Annotated in this window: 16 protein-coding genes and 2 pseudogenes; 5 read left to right on the forward strand and 13 right to left on the reverse strand. The window is 66.7% G+C overall.

Going from position 1 to position 19,934, the window contains the following annotated elements:
* Positions 1-3 precede the first annotated feature (3 nt).
* Both AC0KTM_RS00190 and AC0KTM_RS00195 read right to left on the reverse strand, forming a co-directional pair.
* Positions 4-2,373 carry a copper-translocating P-type ATPase gene (locus tag AC0KTM_RS00190; RefSeq protein ID WP_089150873.1) on the reverse strand — a complete coding sequence of 790 codons (2,370 nt, stop codon included), beginning with the start codon at positions 2,371-2,373 and terminating at the stop codon, positions 4-6.
* Positions 2,374-2,428: 55 nt separating this feature from the next.
* Positions 2,429-2,725 carry a DUF1490 family protein gene (locus tag AC0KTM_RS00195; protein WP_033718771.1) on the reverse strand — a complete coding sequence of 99 codons (297 nt, stop codon included), beginning with the start codon at positions 2,723-2,725 and terminating at the stop codon, positions 2,429-2,431.
* Between the two features lie 121 nt (positions 2,726-2,846).
* Here AC0KTM_RS00195 and AC0KTM_RS00200 point away from each other — a divergent pair, with 121 nt between their 5' ends.
* The 3 genes from AC0KTM_RS00200 to AC0KTM_RS00210 all read left to right on the forward strand — a co-directional run bounded on the left by AC0KTM_RS00200 (position 2,847) and on the right by AC0KTM_RS00210 (position 4,825).
* The gene (locus tag AC0KTM_RS00200; protein ID WP_007170246.1) at positions 2,847-3,278 is read left to right on the forward strand and encodes a heavy metal-responsive transcriptional regulator; all 432 of its coding nucleotides are present in this window, start codon (positions 2,847-2,849) and stop codon (positions 3,276-3,278) included.
* A 3-nt stretch (positions 3,279-3,281) separates the two neighbouring features.
* Positions 3,282-4,052: a DUF2182 domain-containing protein gene (locus AC0KTM_RS00205; RefSeq protein ID WP_007170247.1), complete on the forward strand. Its 771-nt coding sequence runs from the start codon at positions 3,282-3,284 to the stop codon at positions 4,050-4,052.
* Between the two features lie 440 nt (positions 4,053-4,492).
* Positions 4,493-4,825: a YnfA family protein gene (locus AC0KTM_RS00210; RefSeq protein ID WP_007170248.1), complete on the forward strand. Its 333-nt coding sequence runs from the start codon at positions 4,493-4,495 to the stop codon at positions 4,823-4,825.
* Positions 4,826-5,067: 242 nt separating this feature from the next.
* On the opposite strand, the pseudogene arsB reads toward AC0KTM_RS00210, so the two are convergent.
* Together arsB and arsM are read right to left on the reverse strand one after the other, a co-directional pair.
* Positions 5,068-6,575, reverse strand: a pseudogene (gene arsB / locus AC0KTM_RS00215) (ACR3 family arsenite efflux transporter).
* A 101-nt stretch (positions 6,576-6,676) separates the two neighbouring features.
* Positions 6,677-7,477: an arsenite methyltransferase gene (gene arsM, locus AC0KTM_RS00220; RefSeq protein ID WP_007170251.1), complete on the reverse strand. Its 801-nt coding sequence runs from the start codon at positions 7,475-7,477 to the stop codon at positions 6,677-6,679.
* 88 nt (positions 7,478-7,565) lie between these two features.
* Here arsM and AC0KTM_RS00225 point away from each other — a divergent pair, with 88 nt between their 5' ends.
* Positions 7,566-7,952, forward strand: a complete 387-nt coding sequence (locus tag AC0KTM_RS00225) for an ArsR/SmtB family transcription factor (protein WP_007170252.1) — start codon at positions 7,566-7,568, stop codon at positions 7,950-7,952.
* A gap of 53 nt (positions 7,953-8,005) precedes the next feature.
* Here the strand turns inward: AC0KTM_RS00225 and AC0KTM_RS00230 are convergent, their stop codons facing one another.
* The 9 genes and pseudogenes from AC0KTM_RS00230 to istA all read right to left on the reverse strand — a co-directional run bounded on the left by AC0KTM_RS00230 (position 8,006) and on the right by istA (position 17,961).
* Positions 8,006-10,294, reverse strand: a complete 2,289-nt coding sequence (locus tag AC0KTM_RS00230) for a heavy metal translocating P-type ATPase (RefSeq protein ID WP_033718775.1) — start codon at positions 10,292-10,294, stop codon at positions 8,006-8,008.
* 64 nt (positions 10,295-10,358) lie between these two features.
* Positions 10,359-10,655, reverse strand: coding sequence for a DUF1490 family protein (locus AC0KTM_RS00235; protein ID WP_033718759.1), 297 nt, complete (start codon positions 10,653-10,655; stop codon positions 10,359-10,361).
* Positions 10,656-10,736: 81 nt separating this feature from the next.
* Positions 10,737-11,093, reverse strand: a complete 357-nt coding sequence (gene cmtR / locus AC0KTM_RS00240; protein ID WP_007170255.1) for a Cd(II)/Pb(II)-sensing metalloregulatory transcriptional regulator CmtR — start codon at positions 11,091-11,093, stop codon at positions 10,737-10,739.
* Positions 11,094-11,164: 71 nt separating this feature from the next.
* Positions 11,165-11,986 (reverse strand): hypothetical protein, encoded by an 822-nt coding sequence (locus AC0KTM_RS00245; protein WP_065018912.1) that lies wholly within the window; start codon positions 11,984-11,986, stop codon positions 11,165-11,167.
* Between the two features lie 79 nt (positions 11,987-12,065).
* On the reverse strand, positions 12,066-13,091 hold the full coding sequence (locus tag AC0KTM_RS00250; RefSeq protein ID WP_007172501.1) for a TniB family NTP-binding protein: 1,026 nt from the start codon (positions 13,089-13,091) through the stop codon (positions 12,066-12,068).
* Positions 13,079-15,154 carry a Mu transposase C-terminal domain-containing protein gene (locus AC0KTM_RS00255; protein WP_224860251.1) on the reverse strand — a complete coding sequence of 692 codons (2,076 nt, stop codon included), beginning with the start codon at positions 15,152-15,154 and terminating at the stop codon, positions 13,079-13,081. The genes AC0KTM_RS00250 and AC0KTM_RS00255 overlap by 13 nt, the downstream gene beginning before the upstream one ends.
* A 5-nt stretch (positions 15,155-15,159) precedes the next feature.
* Entirely contained in the window at positions 15,160-15,900 is a 741-nt protein-coding gene (locus tag AC0KTM_RS00260; RefSeq protein WP_099459185.1) for a TnsA-like heteromeric transposase endonuclease subunit, read from the reverse strand.
* Positions 15,901-15,997: 97 nt separating this feature from the next.
* Positions 15,998-16,456, reverse strand: a pseudogene (locus AC0KTM_RS00265) (ATP-binding protein); the annotation flags it as partial.
* Positions 16,453-17,961, reverse strand: coding sequence for an IS21 family transposase (gene istA / locus AC0KTM_RS00270; RefSeq protein WP_079669096.1), 1,509 nt, complete (start codon positions 17,959-17,961; stop codon positions 16,453-16,455). The gene istA and the pseudogene AC0KTM_RS00265, both read right to left, overlap by 4 nt.
* A 426-nt stretch (positions 17,962-18,387) precedes the next feature.
* On the opposite strand from istA, the gene eccB reads away from it, so the two are divergent.
* Complete coding sequence (gene eccB / locus AC0KTM_RS00275; protein WP_007172147.1) at positions 18,388-19,878, forward strand: type VII secretion protein EccB; 1,491 nt, start codon at positions 18,388-18,390, stop codon at positions 19,876-19,878.
* Positions 19,879-19,934 lie beyond the last annotated feature (56 nt).

Here is a 19,934-nt window from a genome sequence, read left to right on the forward strand (position 1 = left end):
GCTTCACGAATCCCACGTCGCGCTATCTGGGATGTCCACCATGTGGGCGGTCTGGGGCGATCCTTGTCGGGTGTGGCGGCCGAAGCGGCGTAGCCGCAGCGAGTTGGTGACCACGCTGACCGAGGAGAGCCCCATCGCCGCTCCCGCGATGATCGGGTTGAGCAGACCGAGTGCGGCTAGGGGGATCGCGGCGGTGTTGTAGCCGAAGGCCCAGCCAAGGTTCTGGTGGATCGTGCGCAGCGTCTGCCGCGAGAGCGCGATCGCCTCCACAACACCGTCGAGCCGGCCGGACATCAGCGTGATGTCGGAGGCCTCGATGGCCACGTCGGTGCCGGTGCCGATCGCAATGCCCAGATCGGCCTGCACCAGCGCGGGGGCGTCGTTGACGCCGTCGCCCACCATCGCGACCACCCGCCCCTGGTCTTGTAGCCGCTCGATCTCGGTGACCTTGTCCTGCGGCAGCACCTCAGCCAGGACGTGATCGATGCCGACCTGTGTGGCGATCGCGGCGGCGGTGCGCGCGTTGTCGCCGGTGATCATGGCGACCTGCAAGCCCATGGCGTGCAGTTGAGCGACCACGTCGGCGGCGTCGTCCTTGACCGTGTCAGCGACGGCGAGCACGCCCACAACGTGGTCGTCGCGGCCGACGAACACCGCGGTGCGGCCCTGCTCTTCGAGTTCGGCGGCCGCCGCCGCAAGGTGCTCAGGCAGCAGCAGCTCGTGGTCGTCGACAAGTGTGCGACGTCCGACCAGCACGGTGCGGCCGTCGATCTGGGCCTGCACCCCGTGGCCGGCGAGGCTGGCGAACGCCGTGGCGGCCGGAATCTGCAACCCCAGCTCGCGCGCGGCCGCGACGATCGCCGCGCCGATGGGGTGCTCGGAGCCCGACTCGACCGCGGCGGCGATCTGCAGCACCAGATTGGGCTGGCGCCGCTTGCCGGCAATCACATCGGTGACCCGCATCTGGGCGCGGGTCAGCGTGCCGGTTTTGTCGAACACCACGGTGTCGATCTTCTTCGACGCTTCCATCACCTCGCCGCCTTTGACCAGGATCCCCAGCTCCGCGCCGCGGCCGGTGCCGACCGTGATCGCCGTGGGAGTGGCCAGGCCCAGCGCACACGGGCACGCGATGATCAGCACCGCCACCGCGGCGGTCATACCGGCGACCGGGTTGGCGGCGATCAGCGTCCACCCGGCAAACGTCACCGCGGCAACCCCGACGACGGCCGGGACGAACACCGCCGAGACCCGGTCAGCCAGTCGCTGTACCGGCGCCTTGCCGCCCTGTGCCTGCTCGACCAGGCGCACAATCTGCGCCAGCGCGGTATCGGCGCCGACGGCGGTGGCGCGCACGGTCAGCAGCCCGTCGATGTTGACCGTCGCACCGGCAACACGGTCGCCCACCGATTTTTCGACCGGGACGGACTCGCCGGTCAGCATTGACTCATCGACGACGGCGCGCCCGTCGGTGATCTCGCCGTCGACCGGGATCTTCTCCCCAGGCCGTACCCGTACCAGGTCTCCGACTTGTACCTGATCAACCGGCACGAGAATTTCTTGCCCGCCGACGAGCAGGCAGGCTTCCTTGGCGCCCATCTCCAAAAGCTTGCCGATCGCCTCCGACGCCTTGCTCGTGGATCTGGCCTCGAAATAGCGACCCAGCACCACGAACGCAATGATCAGCGCCGCCGTCTCGAAGAACAGTGCGCCACCGGCGAACAACTCATACGTGGAGTAGCCGAATGCGGTCAATGTGCCCAGTGTGATCAGCGTGTCCATGTTGGCGCTTCCCGCCCGCGCCTGCTGCACCGCGCCGCGCAGGAACGGCCACCCGGCGACGAATTGCACCGGTACCGTCGCCGCGAACGCCAACCACCCCGCCCACGGATAGGCGCCGAACACCATCGTCGACACCGACGCCAGCAGCGCCAACGGCATGGCCAGCCACAACCGCCGCAACCAGTTCCGCTGCTCACGCCTGTTCAGTTCACCCGAGGACGCCGTGCCGCACGCACCGCCCTGTCCCTGCCCGCAGCCGCCACTACCCTCGGTGTCGCGCGGCGCGTCGCTATCGGGCCGGGCGCCCAGTAATCGGCGGAGTCCACCGATGGCCTTGCGCACCACCCCGGGGGTGCGCGCATCGCCGGAATGCGGGGCACGGGTGGGCACCAACTCTGCAGGGATGTGCTCGGCTACGCCGATCGCCGACAGCACCGCCGCGGTGTCGCAGCGCTGCGGCGAATACTGGATCACCACCGATGCCGTGCGCGGATAGGCCGTCACCGCCTGCACACCGGGCACCGTGGCCAGAGTCTCCTCGATCGCGACGGCCCGGACCGCATCGACATGAAATCCGGTGATGCGCAGCCGCATCCGCCCGGACGCGTCCGATACGACCGTCGCCGTGGCGTCGGCGGCCGGCAGGACCTCAGTCGTCATGGCCGTCGCCCGGGCTCGTCACGATCGCCGGTTCGGTGTCCTCTCCGGCGCGCTCTCGTGCCTCGGCAACCACGTCGGCGACCGTCAATCGGATCTGTTCCGTGTTCGTTTCGGCCGTGCGCTGCGCTTCGCGGGCGGCCCGGATGCCCCACGCGGTCACAGCAACGGTTGCCGTGCGCAACGGAACCTTCGCCACGGCCGTGCGCACTGCCTCATACGCCGCAACCCCCACCACCCCGGTTACCACCGTGGGCGCCGCCTTCATCAAGAACCCATGCCACGCCATACCAAGCACTCCCTTCCCGTCGTTGCACCGCCAAACGGTGACCAGTCGGCCACGGTCGCTGCGGAGCGACACGAACCCATCCTTGACCTTCCAGTACAGTGGAAGGTCAAGGATGGGTTCCATGCAGATCGGCGAACTAGCGAAACTCAGCAATACCAGCGCGAAAACCATTCGCTTCTACGAGAACGCGGGGCTGCTCCCGCCACCGGCACGCACGGCGTCGGGGTACCGCGACTACGGGCCCGAGGTCGTGGATCGGCTGCGGTTCATCCATCGGGGCCAAGCCGCCGGGCTGACCTTGCAGAAGGTGCGCCAAATCCTGGCGATCCACGACCGCGGTGAGGTGCCGTGCGGGCACGTGCAACAGGTCCTGCACACCCGTCTGGACCAAGTCCGCGCGCAGATCGCCGAACTGGTCGCCCTCGAAGGCCACCTGCAGACCCTTCTCGACCACGCGGCGCACGCCGCGCCCACCGAACATGACCAGTCCACGGTGTGCTGGATTCTGGAAAGCGACCTGGATGCCGACGCCACCGTCGGTCCCGGCCACTAGACCATGAACAGCACCGAAATGCGTGAGTGGTCATGGACTGATGCGTGGTTGCCGGCCGCCCTGCTGGGTGTGGCGGGGGTGGGCTGGTGGTGGTCAGTGGTCAGCATGACCGGCGACGCCATGTCTATGGACACCGAGCCAGGAATGCCCATGGAGACCGCGCCAATGATGTCGTTCGCCGGTTTCCTCATCGCGTGGGTGGCCATGATGGCCGCGATGATGCTTCCTGCGGTCCTGCCCGTCGTTCGCGCCTACGCCCGCGCCGCCACCGGCAGCGCCGCTCCAGCGATCGTCTTCGTCGCCGGATACCTGGCCCTGTGGAGCGCCACCGGGATCCCCGCCTTCTGGGCGTGGAGCCACCTCAACGGGCCACTGGCACACGGATCACCGTGGGTCGGCCGCCTGGCCGGCGCCATAGCGCTGGCCGCCGGGATCTATCAGCTCACGCCGCTGAAAGCAGCGTGCCTGCGGCACTGCTACTGGCCATTGTCGGTTTCCCCGCCGTGCGGCAAGTACCACGACAGCCCGGCCCGGGCGCTTCGTGCCGGTGGGCGCTACGGCGTCTTTTGTCTGGGCAGCTGCTGGATGCTGTTCGTAGTCATGATCGCCTTCGGCACCATGCAATTGGCGTGGATGCTGGCGCTCTCGGTGGTGATCTGGCTGGAGCGAGTCGCCTCCTTCGGCGATTGGCTCACGCGCGTCACGGGGGCGGTGCTCGTAATCCTTGGCGTTGTGCTGCTGGTGCACCCCGCGTTGGTCATCAACCTTGTCTAGCGAGGAGTTAAGTCATGACGACGACGACACAACCACGCACCCGCCCCTGCGCTTTAGCGGCGACATTTTGATCTGGCTGTCCGCTGTCGTTTGATCTGAGGCGCTGCTGGCCGTTTGACCTGCGGCGCCTCAGATCCGTGCGCTTGAGCACAGTATTGCGGGGTTGATCGAGGATGCCGGTGCTGCCTGCGTGAGCGGGTCCAGTGCCGAGTGCCCAGTTCTCGAAGAACTGACTGAACCGGCAGTGCGGCATTCGATTTGAACGCCAACGCATTGCCGTGTTCACGTCGGTTCCCGTGGGTTGGCTCTCTGAGTATGGTGTGCGGGGCAGGTGTCTGTCACGGGTACGCGCACGGGTCGACGATCGGGTTGTGGGGCTGCCGCGTCCGGAAGCCGGGGACGCCCCGATGCCCCGGCACGGTCTCCTAAGATCAGCAATCATGGTGGCGCGTTCAATCCTGTTATTCGTCCTGGCTGCGGTCGCCGAAATCGGCGGTGCCTGGCTTGTCTGGCAAGGCGTCCGCGAGCAACGTGGTTGGCTCTGGGCGGGACTCGGCGTCATCGCGCTAGGAATGTACGGGTTCGTCGCCACCCTGCAGCCCGATGCCCATTTCGGCCGGATCTTGGCCGCCTACGGCGGCGTATTCGTCGCCGGCTCGCTGGCGTGGGGCATGGCCCTCGACGGGTTCCGACCCGACCGTTGGGATGTGATCGGCGCCCTGGCCTGCCTGGTAGGCGTTGCCGTGATCATGTACGCCCCTCGCGGCCACTAGCTCAGCATCACGTGGCGGCCGGGCAGGCCCAAACCGACCCATCGGGGGCGGATCGGGACGCATCACCTCGGCCCCGCCGATCAGTATCGACGGTGACGGAGACGGGCCGGCACGCTCAGCGATCGCCGTATCGATCCCGGGTACGGCCAGACAGTCGACCAGCATTTCATGGGCCGTTGCCGCGTTGGATAACCCGGGGGGATCTCAGTGGCGCAACAGGTTTCGGTGACTGTGGGTTTGGGTTATGTAGTGGTGCCAGGTAGCAGTTCGGCGATCAGGGTCTGGACGCGGTTGGCGATGTCGTCGCGGATGGAGCGGACGACCTCAAGGGCTTGGCCGGCGGGGTCGGGCAGTTTCCAGTCCCGGTAGGTGACTCCCGGGAAGTATGGGCAGGTGTCTCCGCAGCCCATGGTGATCACGACGTCGCTGGCTTGCACCGTGTCGGCGGTGAGCACCGCGGGGCTGTTGGCTGTGATGTCGATGCCCAGTTCGGCCATCGCGGCAACGGCCGCCGGGTTGACTTGGTCGGCGGGTTCGGTGCCCGCGGAACGGACCTCGATGCGGCCACCGGACTGGTGGATCAGCAGTGCGGCCGCCATCTGGGAGCGACCGGCGTTGTGCACGCAGACGAACAGGACGCTGGGTTTGTCGGCCATCAGCGGGCACTGCGTGATTGGGACTCGGGTCCGAAGAGGCGGGTACGCAGCGCCAGGGACACGTAGACGAGTCCGACCAGCACCGGTACTTCGATGAGCGGGCCCACGACCCCGGCCAGGGCCTGCCCGGAGGTGGCGCCGTAGGTGGCGATCGCGACGGCAATCGCGAGTTCGAAGTTATTGCCGGCAGCGGTGAACGCCAACGTGGTGGTGCGCTCGTACCCGACGTTGAGGAGGGCGCCGAGCAGGTAGCCGCCGGCCCACATGATCGCGAAGTAGGCCAGCAGCGGCACCGCGATGCGGGCGACATCGAAAGGCCGGGAGGTGATCTGATCACCTTGAAGGGCAAACAGGATGACGATGGTGAACAGCAGTCCATAGAGTGCCCAGGGGCCGATGCGGGGCAGGAATTGCGACTCGTACCAGGTGCGGCCTTTGGCGCGTTCGCCTAGGCGGCGGGACAGGTACCCGGCCAACAGTGGGACGCCGAGGAAGATCAACACCGATTTGGCGATCTGCCACGGGGAGACCTCGATCCCGGTCTGGGACAGGCCCAGCCAGCCCGGCAGCACCGACAGGTAAAACCAGCCCAGCGCGGCGAACATGAGAACCTGAAAGATCGAGTTCAACGCGACCAGCACTGCGGCGGCCTCGCGGTCCCCGCAGGCCAGGTCGTTCCAGATGATGACCATGGCGATGCAGCGGGCCAGCCCGACGATGATCAACCCGGTGCGGTATTCGGGCAGATCGGGAAGTAGCAGCCACGCCAGGGCAAACATCACCGCCGGCCCGATCAGCCAGTTCAACACCAGCGAGGACGCCAGCAGTTTGCGGTCGGCGGTGACCTCGCCGAGCTGGTCGTAGCGGACTTTGGCCAGCACCGGATACATCATCACCAACAGCCCAAGGGCGATGGGCAGCGAGACTCCGTCGACCTCAATGGCACTTAGGCCCGCGCCCAGGCCGGGCACCAGCCGCCCCAGCAGCAGGCCGGCGGCCATCGCTACCCCGATCCATACCGGCAAGAGCCGGTCCAGGGTGGACAGCTTGGCGGCCACTGCGGGTGCAGCAGTCGATATGGCGGTGTCACTCATGAGGTTTCTCTCCCGTGGCGCGAGCGGCGTACCGCTTCACTGGCAGCTGTCAACGTGAGGTGGGTCGGGGCGCGGTGGCGCGGTCGTTCGCTGCGGCTGTCTCAATCAGACGATGCGGCGGGTTTGGTGGCGTGGATGATCGCGCCGTGCATCCCTTCGGCCACCTGGTGGGTGAACGTGACCGTGGCATCGGTGAACCCGGCCGCGGCCAGTCCGTCGAGGTACTCCTGGCGGGACAGCGCTCCGGCGATGCAGCCGACGTAGGAGCCGCGTTCGGCGCGCTCGGCCGAACTGAGGTGGTCTTCGGCGACGACGTCGGAGATCCCGATCCGCCCGCCGGGGACCAGCACCCGGAACATCTCGGCGATCACGGCCGGTTTGTCGGCGGACAGGTTGATCACGCAGTTGGAGATCACCACATCGACGGCGGCATCGGGCAGCGGGATGTCTTCGATGGTGCCCTTGCGGAACTCGACGTTGGTGACACCGGCCTTGGCTCGGAATTCTTCGGCGTTCCGCCTCGCCAAGGCCAGCATCTCGTCGGTCATGTCGACGCCGTAAGCAAACCCGTCCGGGCCGACCCGGCGCGCCGACAACAAAACGTCGATCCCGCCGCCAGAACCCAGGTCAAGCACCCGCTCTCCGGGGTGCAAGTCAGCGACCGCGGTCGGGTTACCGCAACCCAGGCTGGCCGCAACCGCTTCAGCGGGAATCTCGGAGTGCTCGTCGTCGCCGTAGAGACCGGCGCCGAAGATGGTCCCGATATCGGCTGAGTCGCTGGACCCGCAGCAGCTCGCGGCGGTCAGCACATCGCTGTTGGTAGCGCCCCCGCTGATCGCGGTGGCGGCGGCGCCGTAGCTGGCCCGGACCTGATCACGCAGCTCATTGTGTTCGGCGGTCATCGCACCTACTCTTTCCATCGACAGACATCTATGTGAGCAGTGTGCGGGAAACATCGATGACTGTCAATGCGTGTGTCATACTGGGGCCATGCCCGCCGCGATCGCCTCCCCGACCGAACGCGATGACTCGTTGCTGGTCGCTGACGTTGCGGCGTGCTGCAGCCCGATCACCGACGGCGTACTCGACGCGGCCGCCGCCGAGCGGCTGGCCGGCGTGCTCAAGGCGCTGGCCGAACCGACCCGGCTACGGCTTGTGTCAATGATCGCGGGCCATGAGGGCGCCGAGGCGTGTGTATGCGACCTGACCGCTACTGTGGGGCTATCCCAGCCGACGGTGTCGCATCACCTCAAGATCCTGGTCGAGGCCGGCCTGCTCGACCGAACCCAGCGCGGCAAGTGGGCGTACTACCGGCTGGTGCCCGCGGCCCTGGATGCGCTCGGCGGGGTGTTTGTTGTCCGTTGTCGTTGTGGCTGAGGCAGCGCTTGAGGGCCTGACCTGCGATGCCTCGGATTCAGTGACGGCCGCCGCTACCTTGAGTTGTCCTGCCGCCGGGTGTCTCGTGCTGGCCCCGCAAGAGGCGTTATGCGTCCGGCGCGTACGCCGTTGGCGATGACGACGACTTCGGCAAGCTCGTGCACCAGTACGACCGTGGCCAGGCCGAGGGTTCCGAACATCGCCAGCGGCATGAGCACGGTGATGATGCCCAGGGAGAGTCCGACGTTTTGCACCATGATCTGCCGGGAGCGTCGAGCATGTGCTAGTGCGTGGGGCAGGTGCCGCAGGTCTTGGCCCATCAGGGCGACGTCGGCGGTTTCGATCGCGACATCGGTTCCCATGGCGCCCATCGCGATTCCCAGGTCGGCGGCGGCCAGGGCCGGAGCATCGTTGACGCCGTCGCCGACCATCGCGGTGGGCCGGTGAGCGCCCAGTTCTGCGATCAGGTGAGCCTTGTCCTCGGGGCGCAGTTCGGCATAGACGTGCTCGATGCCGGCTTGGGCGGCGAGCGCCGCCGCGGTGGCGTGATTGTCGCCGGTGAGCATCGTCACCTGGTAGCCGCCGGCACGTAGCGCGGTGATGACCTCGGGAGCTTCTGGGCGTAGTTCGTCGCGCACGGCGATGGCACCGAGCAGCCGGTCATCGCGTTCTACGAGCACCGCTGTGGCCCCGGCTTGTTGCATGTGCGCTACGTGATCGGCGAGGTCGGCGGGGTCGATCCAGCCGGGCCGGCCCAGCCGGATGGCTTGCCCGTCGAGGTGGCCGGTCAGCCCAGCTCCGGCAACGGCGTGCACGTCACTCGCGGCGGCCACCGGCGCTTGGGTAGCGGCCAGGACGGCCGCGGCCAGCGGGTGTTCACTGCGGGTTTCCAGCGCGGCCGCGACCGCCAGCACCTCTTCGCGGGTGGCGTCGTTGGTGGTGGCGATGTCGATGACGGTGGGCCGGTTGGCGGTCAAAGTTCCGGTTTTGTCCAGCGCGATCCCACTGATGGTGCCCAGGGCTTCCAGCGCGGCACCGCCCTTGATCAGTACCCCGATCTTCGAGGCGGCACCGACTGCCGCCACGACGGTCACCGGCACGGCGATGGCGAGCGCGCACGGGGACGCGGCGACGAGCACCACCAGAGCGCGTTCGATCCACACCAGCGGGTTACCGAAGATGCTGCCCGTCCCGGCGATCAGCGCCCCGGCGATCATGATGCCCGGCACCAACGGCTGCGCGATCCGATCGGCCAGGCGCTGGCTGGCGCCCTTGCGGGCCTGTTCGGCTTCCACGATCTGCACGATTCGCGCCAACGAGTTGTCCTCAACGGTCGCGGTGACCTCCACCTGCAGCACTCCGGACCCGTTGATCGACCCGGCGAACACCTCATCACCGGGTCCGGCCTCTACCGGCACCGATTCGCCGGTAATCGCCGAGACGTCCAGGGCGGTGCGCCCGGCAACAATGATGCCGTCGGTGGCCAGGCGTTCCCCGGGTTTGACAATCATCTGATCACCGACGCGCAGTTCGGCTGCGGCCACCACGGTTTCGACACCTGCGCGCAAGACCGTGGCCTGATCCGGCACCAGCGCCAGCAGAGCACGCAGGCCGCGGCGGGTACGGGCCACCGCGTATTCCTCCAAACCCTCGCTGATGGAGAACAAAAACGCCAGCATCGCGGCCTCGCCGACCTGACCGAGTCCAACAGCGCCGAGCGCGGCGATCGTCATCAACGTGCCGACACCGACACGGCCCTCGGTCAGTCGCCTAACGGTTGAGGGCACGAACGTCGAAGCGCCCACCGCGAGCGCCACGACTTTCAATCCCAACGCCACCGGCCCGAATGGAGTCAGCCACGCCGTCACCAGTGAGGCTGTCAGCACCACCCCGGAGAACGCGGCCCGCCGCAGCTTGACAACGCCCCACAGCCGCTCCGACTCAGGGTGGCTGTCGTCGTGGTCGCAGCAGCCATCGCTTCGTTGCACTGGTCGTTGTGAAACCCTGTCAGCTTGCTCGCCGGATAGCGTCCGCTCGCTCCAGTCGAGGATTCTCTGCACCACACCGGGGTTGCCTCCCTCGACCGAGTGCGGCGCCCGGGCGGGCACCGACTCGGCAGGGATGTGCTCGGCGGCGGCGATCGCCGACAAAATGGCAGCGGTGTCGCAGCGCTCGGGTGAATACCAGACCACCACGGAAGCCGTGCGCGGATACGCGCGGACCGCATCCACACCAGCCACCGTGGCGACCGAGTCCTCGATCGCGACAGCCCGCACCGCGTCGAACCGAAACCAGTTAGCACGCACCCGTATTCGTCGCGCACCCGCAGACACGACAACCAGCGCGGCCCCGTGATCGGAGGAAACCTCAGCAGTAGGCACAATCGACCTTTCCCCGTGAAAACGGCTAACCCATCACTTGGCAGCAGTCGTCATCGTCAGCCTTGGCGGCGGGCGGCCGAGGGGCATCGTCGCCGATGCGTCCGCGGGCTTCGGCGACCACGTCGGCGACTTTCAGCCGGGCCGACTCCGCTGCTACCTCTGCGCTCCGAGTTCCGCGCAGTCCCCACTCCGTCACGGTCACCGCTGCCCGGTGAACCGGCGCCGTGCCCACCGCCTTGCGCAGCACCTCGTAGGCGCTCACCCCGACCAGCCCGGTGAACACTGTCCCGGCTGCTTTGGCCACGAACCCATGTATAGCCACTGCTTATCCCTTCTGTTCTGCCAACTCACTACGATTGAGCGACCGCGATCTTCAAGGTCACCGGATCGCTGCCACTGATGGTCATCGACCAACGGTGGCCTCGGCTGCGCCCGATGCGGCGTCCTCGCCGACACAGGGCTGGTCGGTATCCACCGCCAAAACAACCTGGACCAGCTCGCCCAGAGCACGGGCGAGGTGAGGGTCGGCCAGCGCGTAGCGAACCTGCCGGCCCTCATAGGTCGCGATGACCAGCCCGCAGCCCCGCAAACACGACAAATGATTGGACACATTCGACCGTGTCAACCCCAGCTGCGCAGCCAACTGGCCCGGGTAGCACACCCCATCGAGCAGTGCCACCAGAATCCGACACCGCGTCGGATCCGCCAGCGCTCGGCCCAGCCGAGCCAGCGCCGATTCCCGCGTCTCACACGTCAGCATGCACCAAACAGTACAGCCGATACTGATATGTCAGCAAGGGCTGAATTGTGCCATGGCTCCACACGCCGCCGTCAGCCCTGACGCCGCCCAGCTGGCCCAGCCGGGCACGGTGATCGCGGGGATTGACCTGGTCGTGGTTTCCACGCGTCGAAGTGGTGTGCGCGGCGGGTGGCGCTGAGTTGTTGATCGTGGATCCACTGTTCGATGGGGCGGGTTTGGTCGCGGTGCTGGGGAAACCGGGCGCTGACGTTGACGTAGACCGCATCGACGGCGCGGGCACGGGCGGGTGTGGCTGGCGCGGTGCCCCAGATCCGGCGATGAGCGCCGGCCAGGATGGCGGCCAAGGCGATCAGGTCCGGGTAGGCGCCGATGTGCGTGTCGGCGTCGGCGCGGGCAGGCGGCAGCGTAAACGGGCTGGTGCTGCGTGCCCAGCAGCGGTGAATCCGCGCGGCATCCCTGACCGCGAAGCGCGCAGCGTCGCCGTGACACCGATCCAGTCGGGCATGGCGCTGCGCTGCGGCGATCACCGCGGGGGCGCAGCGCAGATCGCGTTGATCGTCGAGGGTGGAGGTGCCTGCACCGATCCATCGGCGGTGGCGGCAGCAGACGGTCGCGTAGTCGGGCAACCAGCAGTAGACCGGCTCATAGACACCGCGGCGTGCCATGCACAGGCGGCATGCGGGCCGGGCGTGGCGGCGTTGGCGGGTGGTGTCGCGGTCGGGGGCGGCCAGCCCGATGAGCCGGGCGTGAAGGATGCCCACGGGCTGGCCGCTGGCGGTTGCCAACCAGTCCGGCCGGGGACGGCAGATCGCTGGACCGTCGGCCAGGTAGCGCCGCAGACCTCGGGGTTCTAGGTGGTTGGCGTGCGCGAGCCGATCAAGATAGGACTGCACCGTTTCGCCACGAAACGGTGTGACGGTGCGCGGTAGTGGCGCGGCAGGCCCCTGCGGCCACGCCGGTGGGGTTGATACGTCAGCTGGCATGGCGTTGCGCCGATGTTTGGGCTGCGTAGTCGATGAGCACCGTGTCCATCAGATCCCTGGTGAGGTTCTCGGTTTCGTCGAGCATGCTGCGGATCGCAGCCGAGCGGATCAGGTGCGCCAGGCTGCCGATCATTCCGCCGGTGCGTCGATGCAGGTATTTGGCTTCGGCGACCAGCGTTCCCGCGGTGTGATGGTGCAACCGCAGGGTGCCTTCCATCGCGGCCACCAGCGACTTCCATTCCCCGGCGTACGGGAACGGGCTGGTGTTGATCACACCGCAGCGCCCGGCGAGCTGGCGTCCGCGGGTGCCGGTGAACACACCGGAGCGCTCGACGTCGATGCCGGCGTAGACGAACGTGGCGGGCAGGTGTTCGGTGAAGTACTTCAGGTGATCGGACAGTTCCTCGCCGGCCCGGGTATCGAGGTTGAGGTTGTGGATCTCGTCGACGATCACGATGTCGGTTCGGGCGTCGATGAGGACCTGGCAGACAGCGTCGGCGATATCGGTGACATTCATCCGCGGTTGCATCGGCGGAAGGCCCAGGAATCGCGCGAACTCCATCGCGAGTTTGCGCGCCGAGCCTTTCGGGGGCGCGGTCACGTATACGATCGGGATCCGGGACTTGTCGGCGAATCGTGTCCTGATACGCAGTTCGTGGAATCGGCCGAGTTGTTTGACCGCGGTGGTCTTGCCGGTCGCGGCCGCCCCGGAAATGATCAGCCCGCGCCGGGCGCCGATCTCGCGTTGGTTGAGCAGGGTCAGCAGCCGGCCTTCGTTGGTGATGCGCTGGATCGCCGACGTGGTGACCACGACCAGTTCACTGTGATGCGCTACCCGGGCTTCGTTGTAGTTGGTCCGTTCGGTCTCCGACAGGGTGCTCCACTGCTCATCGGGTAACAGGGTGAACTCGGGTGGATCGGCATCGACGAAACGGCGCCAACCCTCGAGCGTGGTGGTGGGTTGGCGCCGGTCCTCGAGTTGGCTCACCGGGGCAAAAGTGTTCACAGCCGCCACGATTCAGCCTCCTTGCGTGCATCGAACACCGGTAGTGGAATGACTTGGGCGATCTCGATGTCGTCGGCGTCCTCGTCACCGCCTGGCGGCGGCTCCTCATCGCAGGGTTCTGCGGTATCCGGCGGGCGGGGCCAGGCCGGTGTCGCGGTGGCTCGCGTTCGACCCGCCACCCTGCGATCCTTGGATTCCTGTCGGGTGGGGGCGGGGCCTTGCGCGGCCCGGTCGAGCAGGTCATCGGCCGCGCGGGCGATCTCGGCTTCGGTGGCCTGATCGCATCCGCGCTGGGCCAGCACGGACCGCGCATGCTGCCATACCAATTCGCCGAACGGTACCGGGTGGCTGCGCAAATGCGTCCAGGTCGCGGCCAGCCAGCCCTCGTCGTGATGGTTGCGCACCCAGATCCGCGACACGTCGTAGGGGTCGTAGTGCACCTCCCACTGGCCCTTCTTGGATTCCACCCCCGAGTGCTGGCGGCGGTAGGGGTTGAGTGCCTTAGCGTCGTAGCTGCGGTTGTTGACCCGGATCCCGTAGGAATTGATGCGCCGCCAGCACGACGGCAGTAACTCGATGTAGTCCTCGGCCGACAGCGGCACCGGAACATACCCGGCGACCTCGACCAAGGCGGCGTACTTTTCGTTGGGCGTCAACGCCTTGCCCGGGGTGACGGGGTCACGCAGGCCGTCGTGGGGCCGGTTTTGCCATACCGCGACGATCCACTCATCCAGCAGGGCTTGCAGCTCCACGATCGACCACACTGCGTCCTGTTCGGCGTTCTTGCCGCGCCGCTCGACGCTGGAGCCGACATACCCGGCGACATGCTGGGCGAACAAGGTGGCCACCGACTGCAGGGTCCGCTCGATCTTGGGTTTGTCGGTCGGCGTATCCGGGTGGGCGGGCTGCAGATTGATCCCCAACGTGCAACACGCCTGCCGGAAGGTTTGCGACAGATACGCCTTCCCGTGGTCGCACACTACGGTCTCCGGGGCGATCACCGGCCGGGCGGCCGCATCGGCCAACCGTTGATCCACGCCGGTCAAACAGCGATACGGCAGCACCGACCGCGACATCCGCAGCGCATCGGACCACTCCGGCCGCATCGGTTCTGGCGTCAACGCTCGGGCCAGCAGCAGCGCCGCGTCGACCGCTTTGGTCGTGGGCCGCAACACCGCGGCCGGAATCGAGCAGGTCGCGTCGTCAACCATGCCGGTCAGCTCGACCCGGTCCACCGTGCCGTCATCGAGGACCACCCGCACATCCAGGGGGGTCGAATCGATCTCGACCACCTCGCCGGGGCGCGCCACCGTCAGCGCACCGAACGGGCCGTCGGGCTGTTTGGACAACGAACGCCGGGTGCGCGCGGACCCGAACGTGTGCCGGCCCTCCGACAGCCTCTTCACCAGACGATAGAACGTCCGCTGAGACGGCATCGCCGGTGCGTCCTGGGCACCGTATTGAGCCACCAGCGATTTGGTCACCCGTCGCTGCAGGCGGCTCACCGTCCCGGTCGACACGTCGGTCTCGTCATCGATGGCCTGCCGCACTGCGGCCACCAGCCGCTCGTCGACGCGGCCGAACATCGCCCGCCGGGGAATGTGCCGGCGATCCACAACCCCCAGCAGGCCGTCTCGTTCGTAGGCATAGCGTTGCCGCTGCAACGTGTACAAGCTGATCTCGTGGCCAGCCGAGCGCAGCTCGGCGAGCTTGGCCAATTCGCGCTGCCGCAACGAACGCGACGCCGGATCGAACTCCGGCCGCGGCCGGCTACCCGCCTCGGAATCAACCCGTCGACCCGTCAACACCTCGATCAAGTGCCGTTCCCACCAGCGGGCCCGCTCGGCGGCAGCCTCGGGCACCCCGGCCAACGCTTCTTCGGAACACAAAGCCGGTCGCGATCCTGACACCAACTCCAACGCCGGGTCGCCCAGCAGCCGAGACAGCGGTACCACCGACTGCCCGCCGACCGCATCGGTCAGCCTGGCTGAACTGCCCGAAAGTGTGACAACCGTGAATACGCCGTCGGATAACCGGATTTCATCGCCCTCGCGGATGACACCCGACCGCATACCCGTCATCGTGACAACGCGGGCCCGACGATCGACTCCTCGGTCAAGACAGCCGCGGAAAGATCCACGCCCAGTCGCCGGTGCCACAACAGGTGAAACAGCACCGGCAACACCATGATCGCTTCACCGACCGGTCTCACCCCGGTCATCAGCGGCCGCGCCGAGTCGAACACCGCCTCCAACGCTGCGGCGACCGCCGGGCGGTACACCCGTGGATGCCGATACCCAGACAACCAGCGCAAATTCGCCGTCACGACCGGATCCGCAACGCCCGCTCGCCGATAGGCCCATCCCAGGGAACGGCACGCCTGCTCGGACCGGTCGAACAACTCAGCATCAGCATCCGATATTCGGTCATCGGCCCGCACGTCAAGAACCGTCGCCGTTCCGTCGGACAACCGCACGAAGTAATCAGGCACGTGGTGCCTGCCGTCACCCCAATGGAGCCGGAACGGCTGCGACGCAACACCAACCACCGCGGGATCGGCGTCCAGCGCGATCAAATGGTCACGCTCCGACCACGACTCGTACCCAACGTGCTCACGAGTCGTCGAAAACCACCACAGGCCTGGATAATTGCCCTGCCCGCGAAACGCTGGGAAACCACGCACGGGTGAGCAGTCCAACTCAAAGGCCACTGCGGCACACTCCGCCAGCGGCAAGCGCGAAGAACCCCCGGAGGAGTTGAATTCCACCTCAACGCCACCGTTGACCTGCGGCCATAGCGCCGCCGGCGCCACACTCACCTAAACAACGCTACCGGCGGTACCTCGGATAGATTGGCAAAGACACGCCGATACCGCAGATACGGTGGCAATACATCACATCGGATGTCAACGGACAGGCGGCGGTGAAGTACCGGACCTTGTGCCCAGCATGAATCGCAGCGACCCCCAGTCCGATCAGGGTGTGGGACTTGCCGGTCCCAGCCGGTCCGATGATCGCCAGATTCTGTTGTGTGCGAACCCATTCCAGGCTCGACAGGTAGTCGAACACCTTGGGCTGAATCGACGATGCGGCCACGTCGAAGGACTCCAAGGTCTTGGTGACCGGGAACCCGGCAGCCTTGAGCCGGTTGACGACGTTGGAGGCATCCCGTGCCGCCAGTTCGGTCTCGACGAGGGTCCGTAGCACTTCTTCGGGGGTCCAGCGCTGGGTCTTGGCGGTGATTAGGACTTCGGGGGCGGTGCGCCGGATCGCGGCGAGCTTGAGCCGCCGCAGCCCGGCGTCGAGATCAGCGGCGAATTGCGGAGTGGACAGTGGTGCAACGGGTTTGGTTGCCTTGGCTGGCGTGCCGTTCATGACGTGGCACCACCGTCTGCGGCCGGGTTGACCGTGTAGGCAGCCAGGGATCGGGTCGGGGCGACTGGGAGGTCCAGGATCAACGCATCCCCGGCGGGGCGGGGCTGCGGCGTTCCGGCGCCGGCGGCCAGGATGGACCGCACGTCGATCGCGCGGAACCTCCGGAACGCGACCGCCCGGCGAAGCGCGCCGACCAAGGCGTCGGTGCCGTGGGCGGCGCCCAACGCCAGTAGGACTTCCAGTTCGGAGCCCAGCCGAGTGTTGCCGATCGCGGCGGCCCCGACCAGGAATGCTTGAGCATCCTCGCCGAGTGTGCAGAACTGTTGCTCAGCATGAGTTTTGGGTCGTGGTCCGCGGCTAGGTTCCGGGCGGGGACCGTCGTAGTGATCGTCGAGGACTGATGCGCTGCCTGGGGCACCCAGTTCGTGCTCAGCCACGATCACCCCAGTCGCGGGCTCCACGATGCACAGCGCGCCGTGATCGACGACGACGGCCACGCTGGTCCCGATCAGTCGGGTGGGCACCGAGTAGCGGGCCGAGGCATACCGGACACACGACAGCCGGTCGACCTTGCGGATCACCGACGGTGCCCCGATTCGAAGTTGCAGCGACGGCAACGGTTGCAGGAGTTCCCGTTCGATCAGCAGTTGCTCATCGGGGACCGCACAGATCTCCGAATGCACCGCGGCATTGACCTCCAGACACCACGCCCTGGCCGCAACGTTGGCAGCACGCAGATCAACCGGCACCCCGGCGATGGCGGCGTCGGTGAGCAGCGGGACGGCGAGGTCGCGTTGGGCGTAGCCGCACAAGTTCTCCACGATGCCCTTCGATTTAGGGTCGGATGCATGGCAGAAGTCCGGCGCGAAACCGTAATGACCTGCCAGCCGGACGTATTCGGCGGTAGGGATCACCACGTTGGCGACCACGCCGCCCTTCAGACAGGCCATCCGGTCGGCCAGCACCCGGGCCGGGACACCACCTATCCCGGCCATCGCTTCGGCGATCAACGCCAACGTCGTGGACGCCTTCTGGTCGGTGGCGAACGCGACGAAGCGCCACCGGGAGAACGCCAGCACTGCGCAGAACAGGAACAACCCGGGTGCGGCTTGGGCCCAGTCGATCACCAGATACTCACCCGGTGACCACACCGCCGGGCGACGTCCCCGGTGATGTTCGTTGCGCCACAACACCTTCGCCTCAGCAACGAGGCGACGGAAGTTGCGTGCCGACCCGTCGTAACCGGCGGCCTTCGCGATCGGCAACATCCGCTTCGCCGACATCCGACCCGCCGACTTCTCGACACGCTCGGCGACCAGATCGGCCACCGCATCGTAATTGTGGGCCCGCTCGACCCGCGGCGGTGCGCTCTCACCGGCTTCGAATTTCTCGACGACTTTCTTGACGGTCCTATGGGTGGTGCCGCACAGCTGCGCGGCGCCGCGGTATGACCCGACTTGTTGATAAGCAGAAATGATGTCCATGCGGTCCCTCGCAGACTTCAATGGAACTCCCCGGTGGTGACGATGAGTGGTTGGCACCTTCACCGTCACCACCGGGGCCCGCAGTTCCTGATCGACACGACGAACACGGGGTGGGTACTTTTATCCGGCCACCAGCGGATACCTCCACTTGGCCACCAGTGGGTACTTTTTCATGGCCACGGACACACGGGATAGGGCCGTCGTCCCGGGCTGGCGAGCCTTACTAAGTCGATGGCCGAACTCGAGGAGATGGTCGGCGGCCAGGAGTGAGCTGCGATCCTGATGGGTAGGGCGACTTCGCTTTTGGGGCGGACTCCGATCGCTGGCGGTCAAGGTCCTGAAAGCCCGGTACCTGTAGCGATCTGGCGCCACTGCGGTGTTCTGGGTTTTCATTCAATTTGGACGTGCTGGTAGCGGGGGTGTAGCGGGGGGCGGTACGGTGCCGGTGTGCCGTTGAAGTTGGCGTCTAAGACGCAGGTTTCGGGTCATTTCTTTGTTCGGCGACGCTTGTCGTTTGCGTTGCTGCGCCGTTCGGTGAGCATGGAGATCAATCCGGTTCGCTGGCACCGCACGCTGTTGATGTTGTCGGCGGTGTTGGGTGTGGTGCTCGTGGTGGGGGCGTTCGTGTACGGGTGGTTTCGCCCGGCGGGGGTGATCGACGACTCGTCGAAGATCGTTGCTGATCGTTCGTCGGGGGCGTTGTTTGTGGTGGTCGACAAGCGACTGTATCCGGCGTTGAATCTGGTGTCGGCGCAGCTGATTGCTGGGTCGCCGGATCGGCCGACGTTTGTGGCATCGGGGGAGATTGCGAAGTGGCCCAAAGGGCCGACGGTGGGGATCCAGGGCGCTCCGGTGGAGACACCGGCGGTGGTGTCTCCGCAGGTTTCGCGCTGGGCTGTGTGCGACACGGCGCCGACGACGGTTGGTGGTTCGCCGTTGGTGACGGGCATCAATGGGCAGTTGTTGCTCGGGGAGGCGGCGGGAGAGCTCGCCGGCAGCGAGGCCTTGTTGTTGTCTTATGGGCCGCAGGTACACCTGGTGACTAATGGTGTTCGGATGCCGATTGATCTGTCTCAGTCCGCGGTCGCCGGGCCCCTGGGGATTGCGCCCGGGGCGCAGGCGACGGGGATGTCGCGGGCCCTTTTTGACGCGTTGCCGGCGGGGGGACCGCTGGCTGTTCCCGCGGTGCCTGGCGCCGGTGGGCCCGGTCAGGTGGATTTGGGGGCGGGGGTTGTTGTCGGTGCGGTGGTGGCGAGCCGGGATGTGGCTGCACAGTCGGACCGCTTTTATGTGGTGCTGGCAGATGGGGTTCAAGAGGTCTCGCCTGTGGTGGCTTCGATGCTGCGCCAGCATGATTCGTTTGGTTTAGCCACGCCGCCGCAGATATCGCCGGATCATTTGGCGCATATTCCGCTGCGTCATGTTCTTGATGTGGATTATTATCCGCGGTCGCCTGTGCGCCTGGTTGATGCGGGCAGTCGGCCGGTTTCGTGTGTGGCGTGGCAGTGGAGTGTGAGCGAGCGTCAGGCGCGGCTCGCGGTGATTTCGGGTCGGGGGTTGCCCATCCGCGCGGATCAGCGGGCGAAGATGGTGCCGTTGGTGGGTGCCGGCAATGGCGGGGTGCAAGCGAATCAGGTCTTGGTCGGTGATGGTGCATCGACGTTTGTTAGCACTACTGGTCAGGCATTGGATTCGCCTGCGCGCGAGACGATGTGGCTGACTAGCTCCACCGGGTCGCGCTATGGTGTGCCGTTTGACGACAATAGCGTGCAGGCGTTGGGGCTGGTGTTATCTCAGGTTCGTCCGGCGCCGTGGTCGATGCTGCAGGTGTGGCCTGCGGGACCGGAGTTGTCGCGGGCGGCCGCGTTGACGGTGCATAGCCCGTCGGACGCGGTGGCTGTGTTGCCGACGAAGACCAACGTACGGGCCGGCGGATAGGAGGGGGAGAAGGTTGTCGACGATTCGTTTCAGCCCGTCTCGGCGGCTGAGGGCGC

The organism is Mycobacterium sp. NTMscope_Eco_3, from assembly GCF_976985685.1.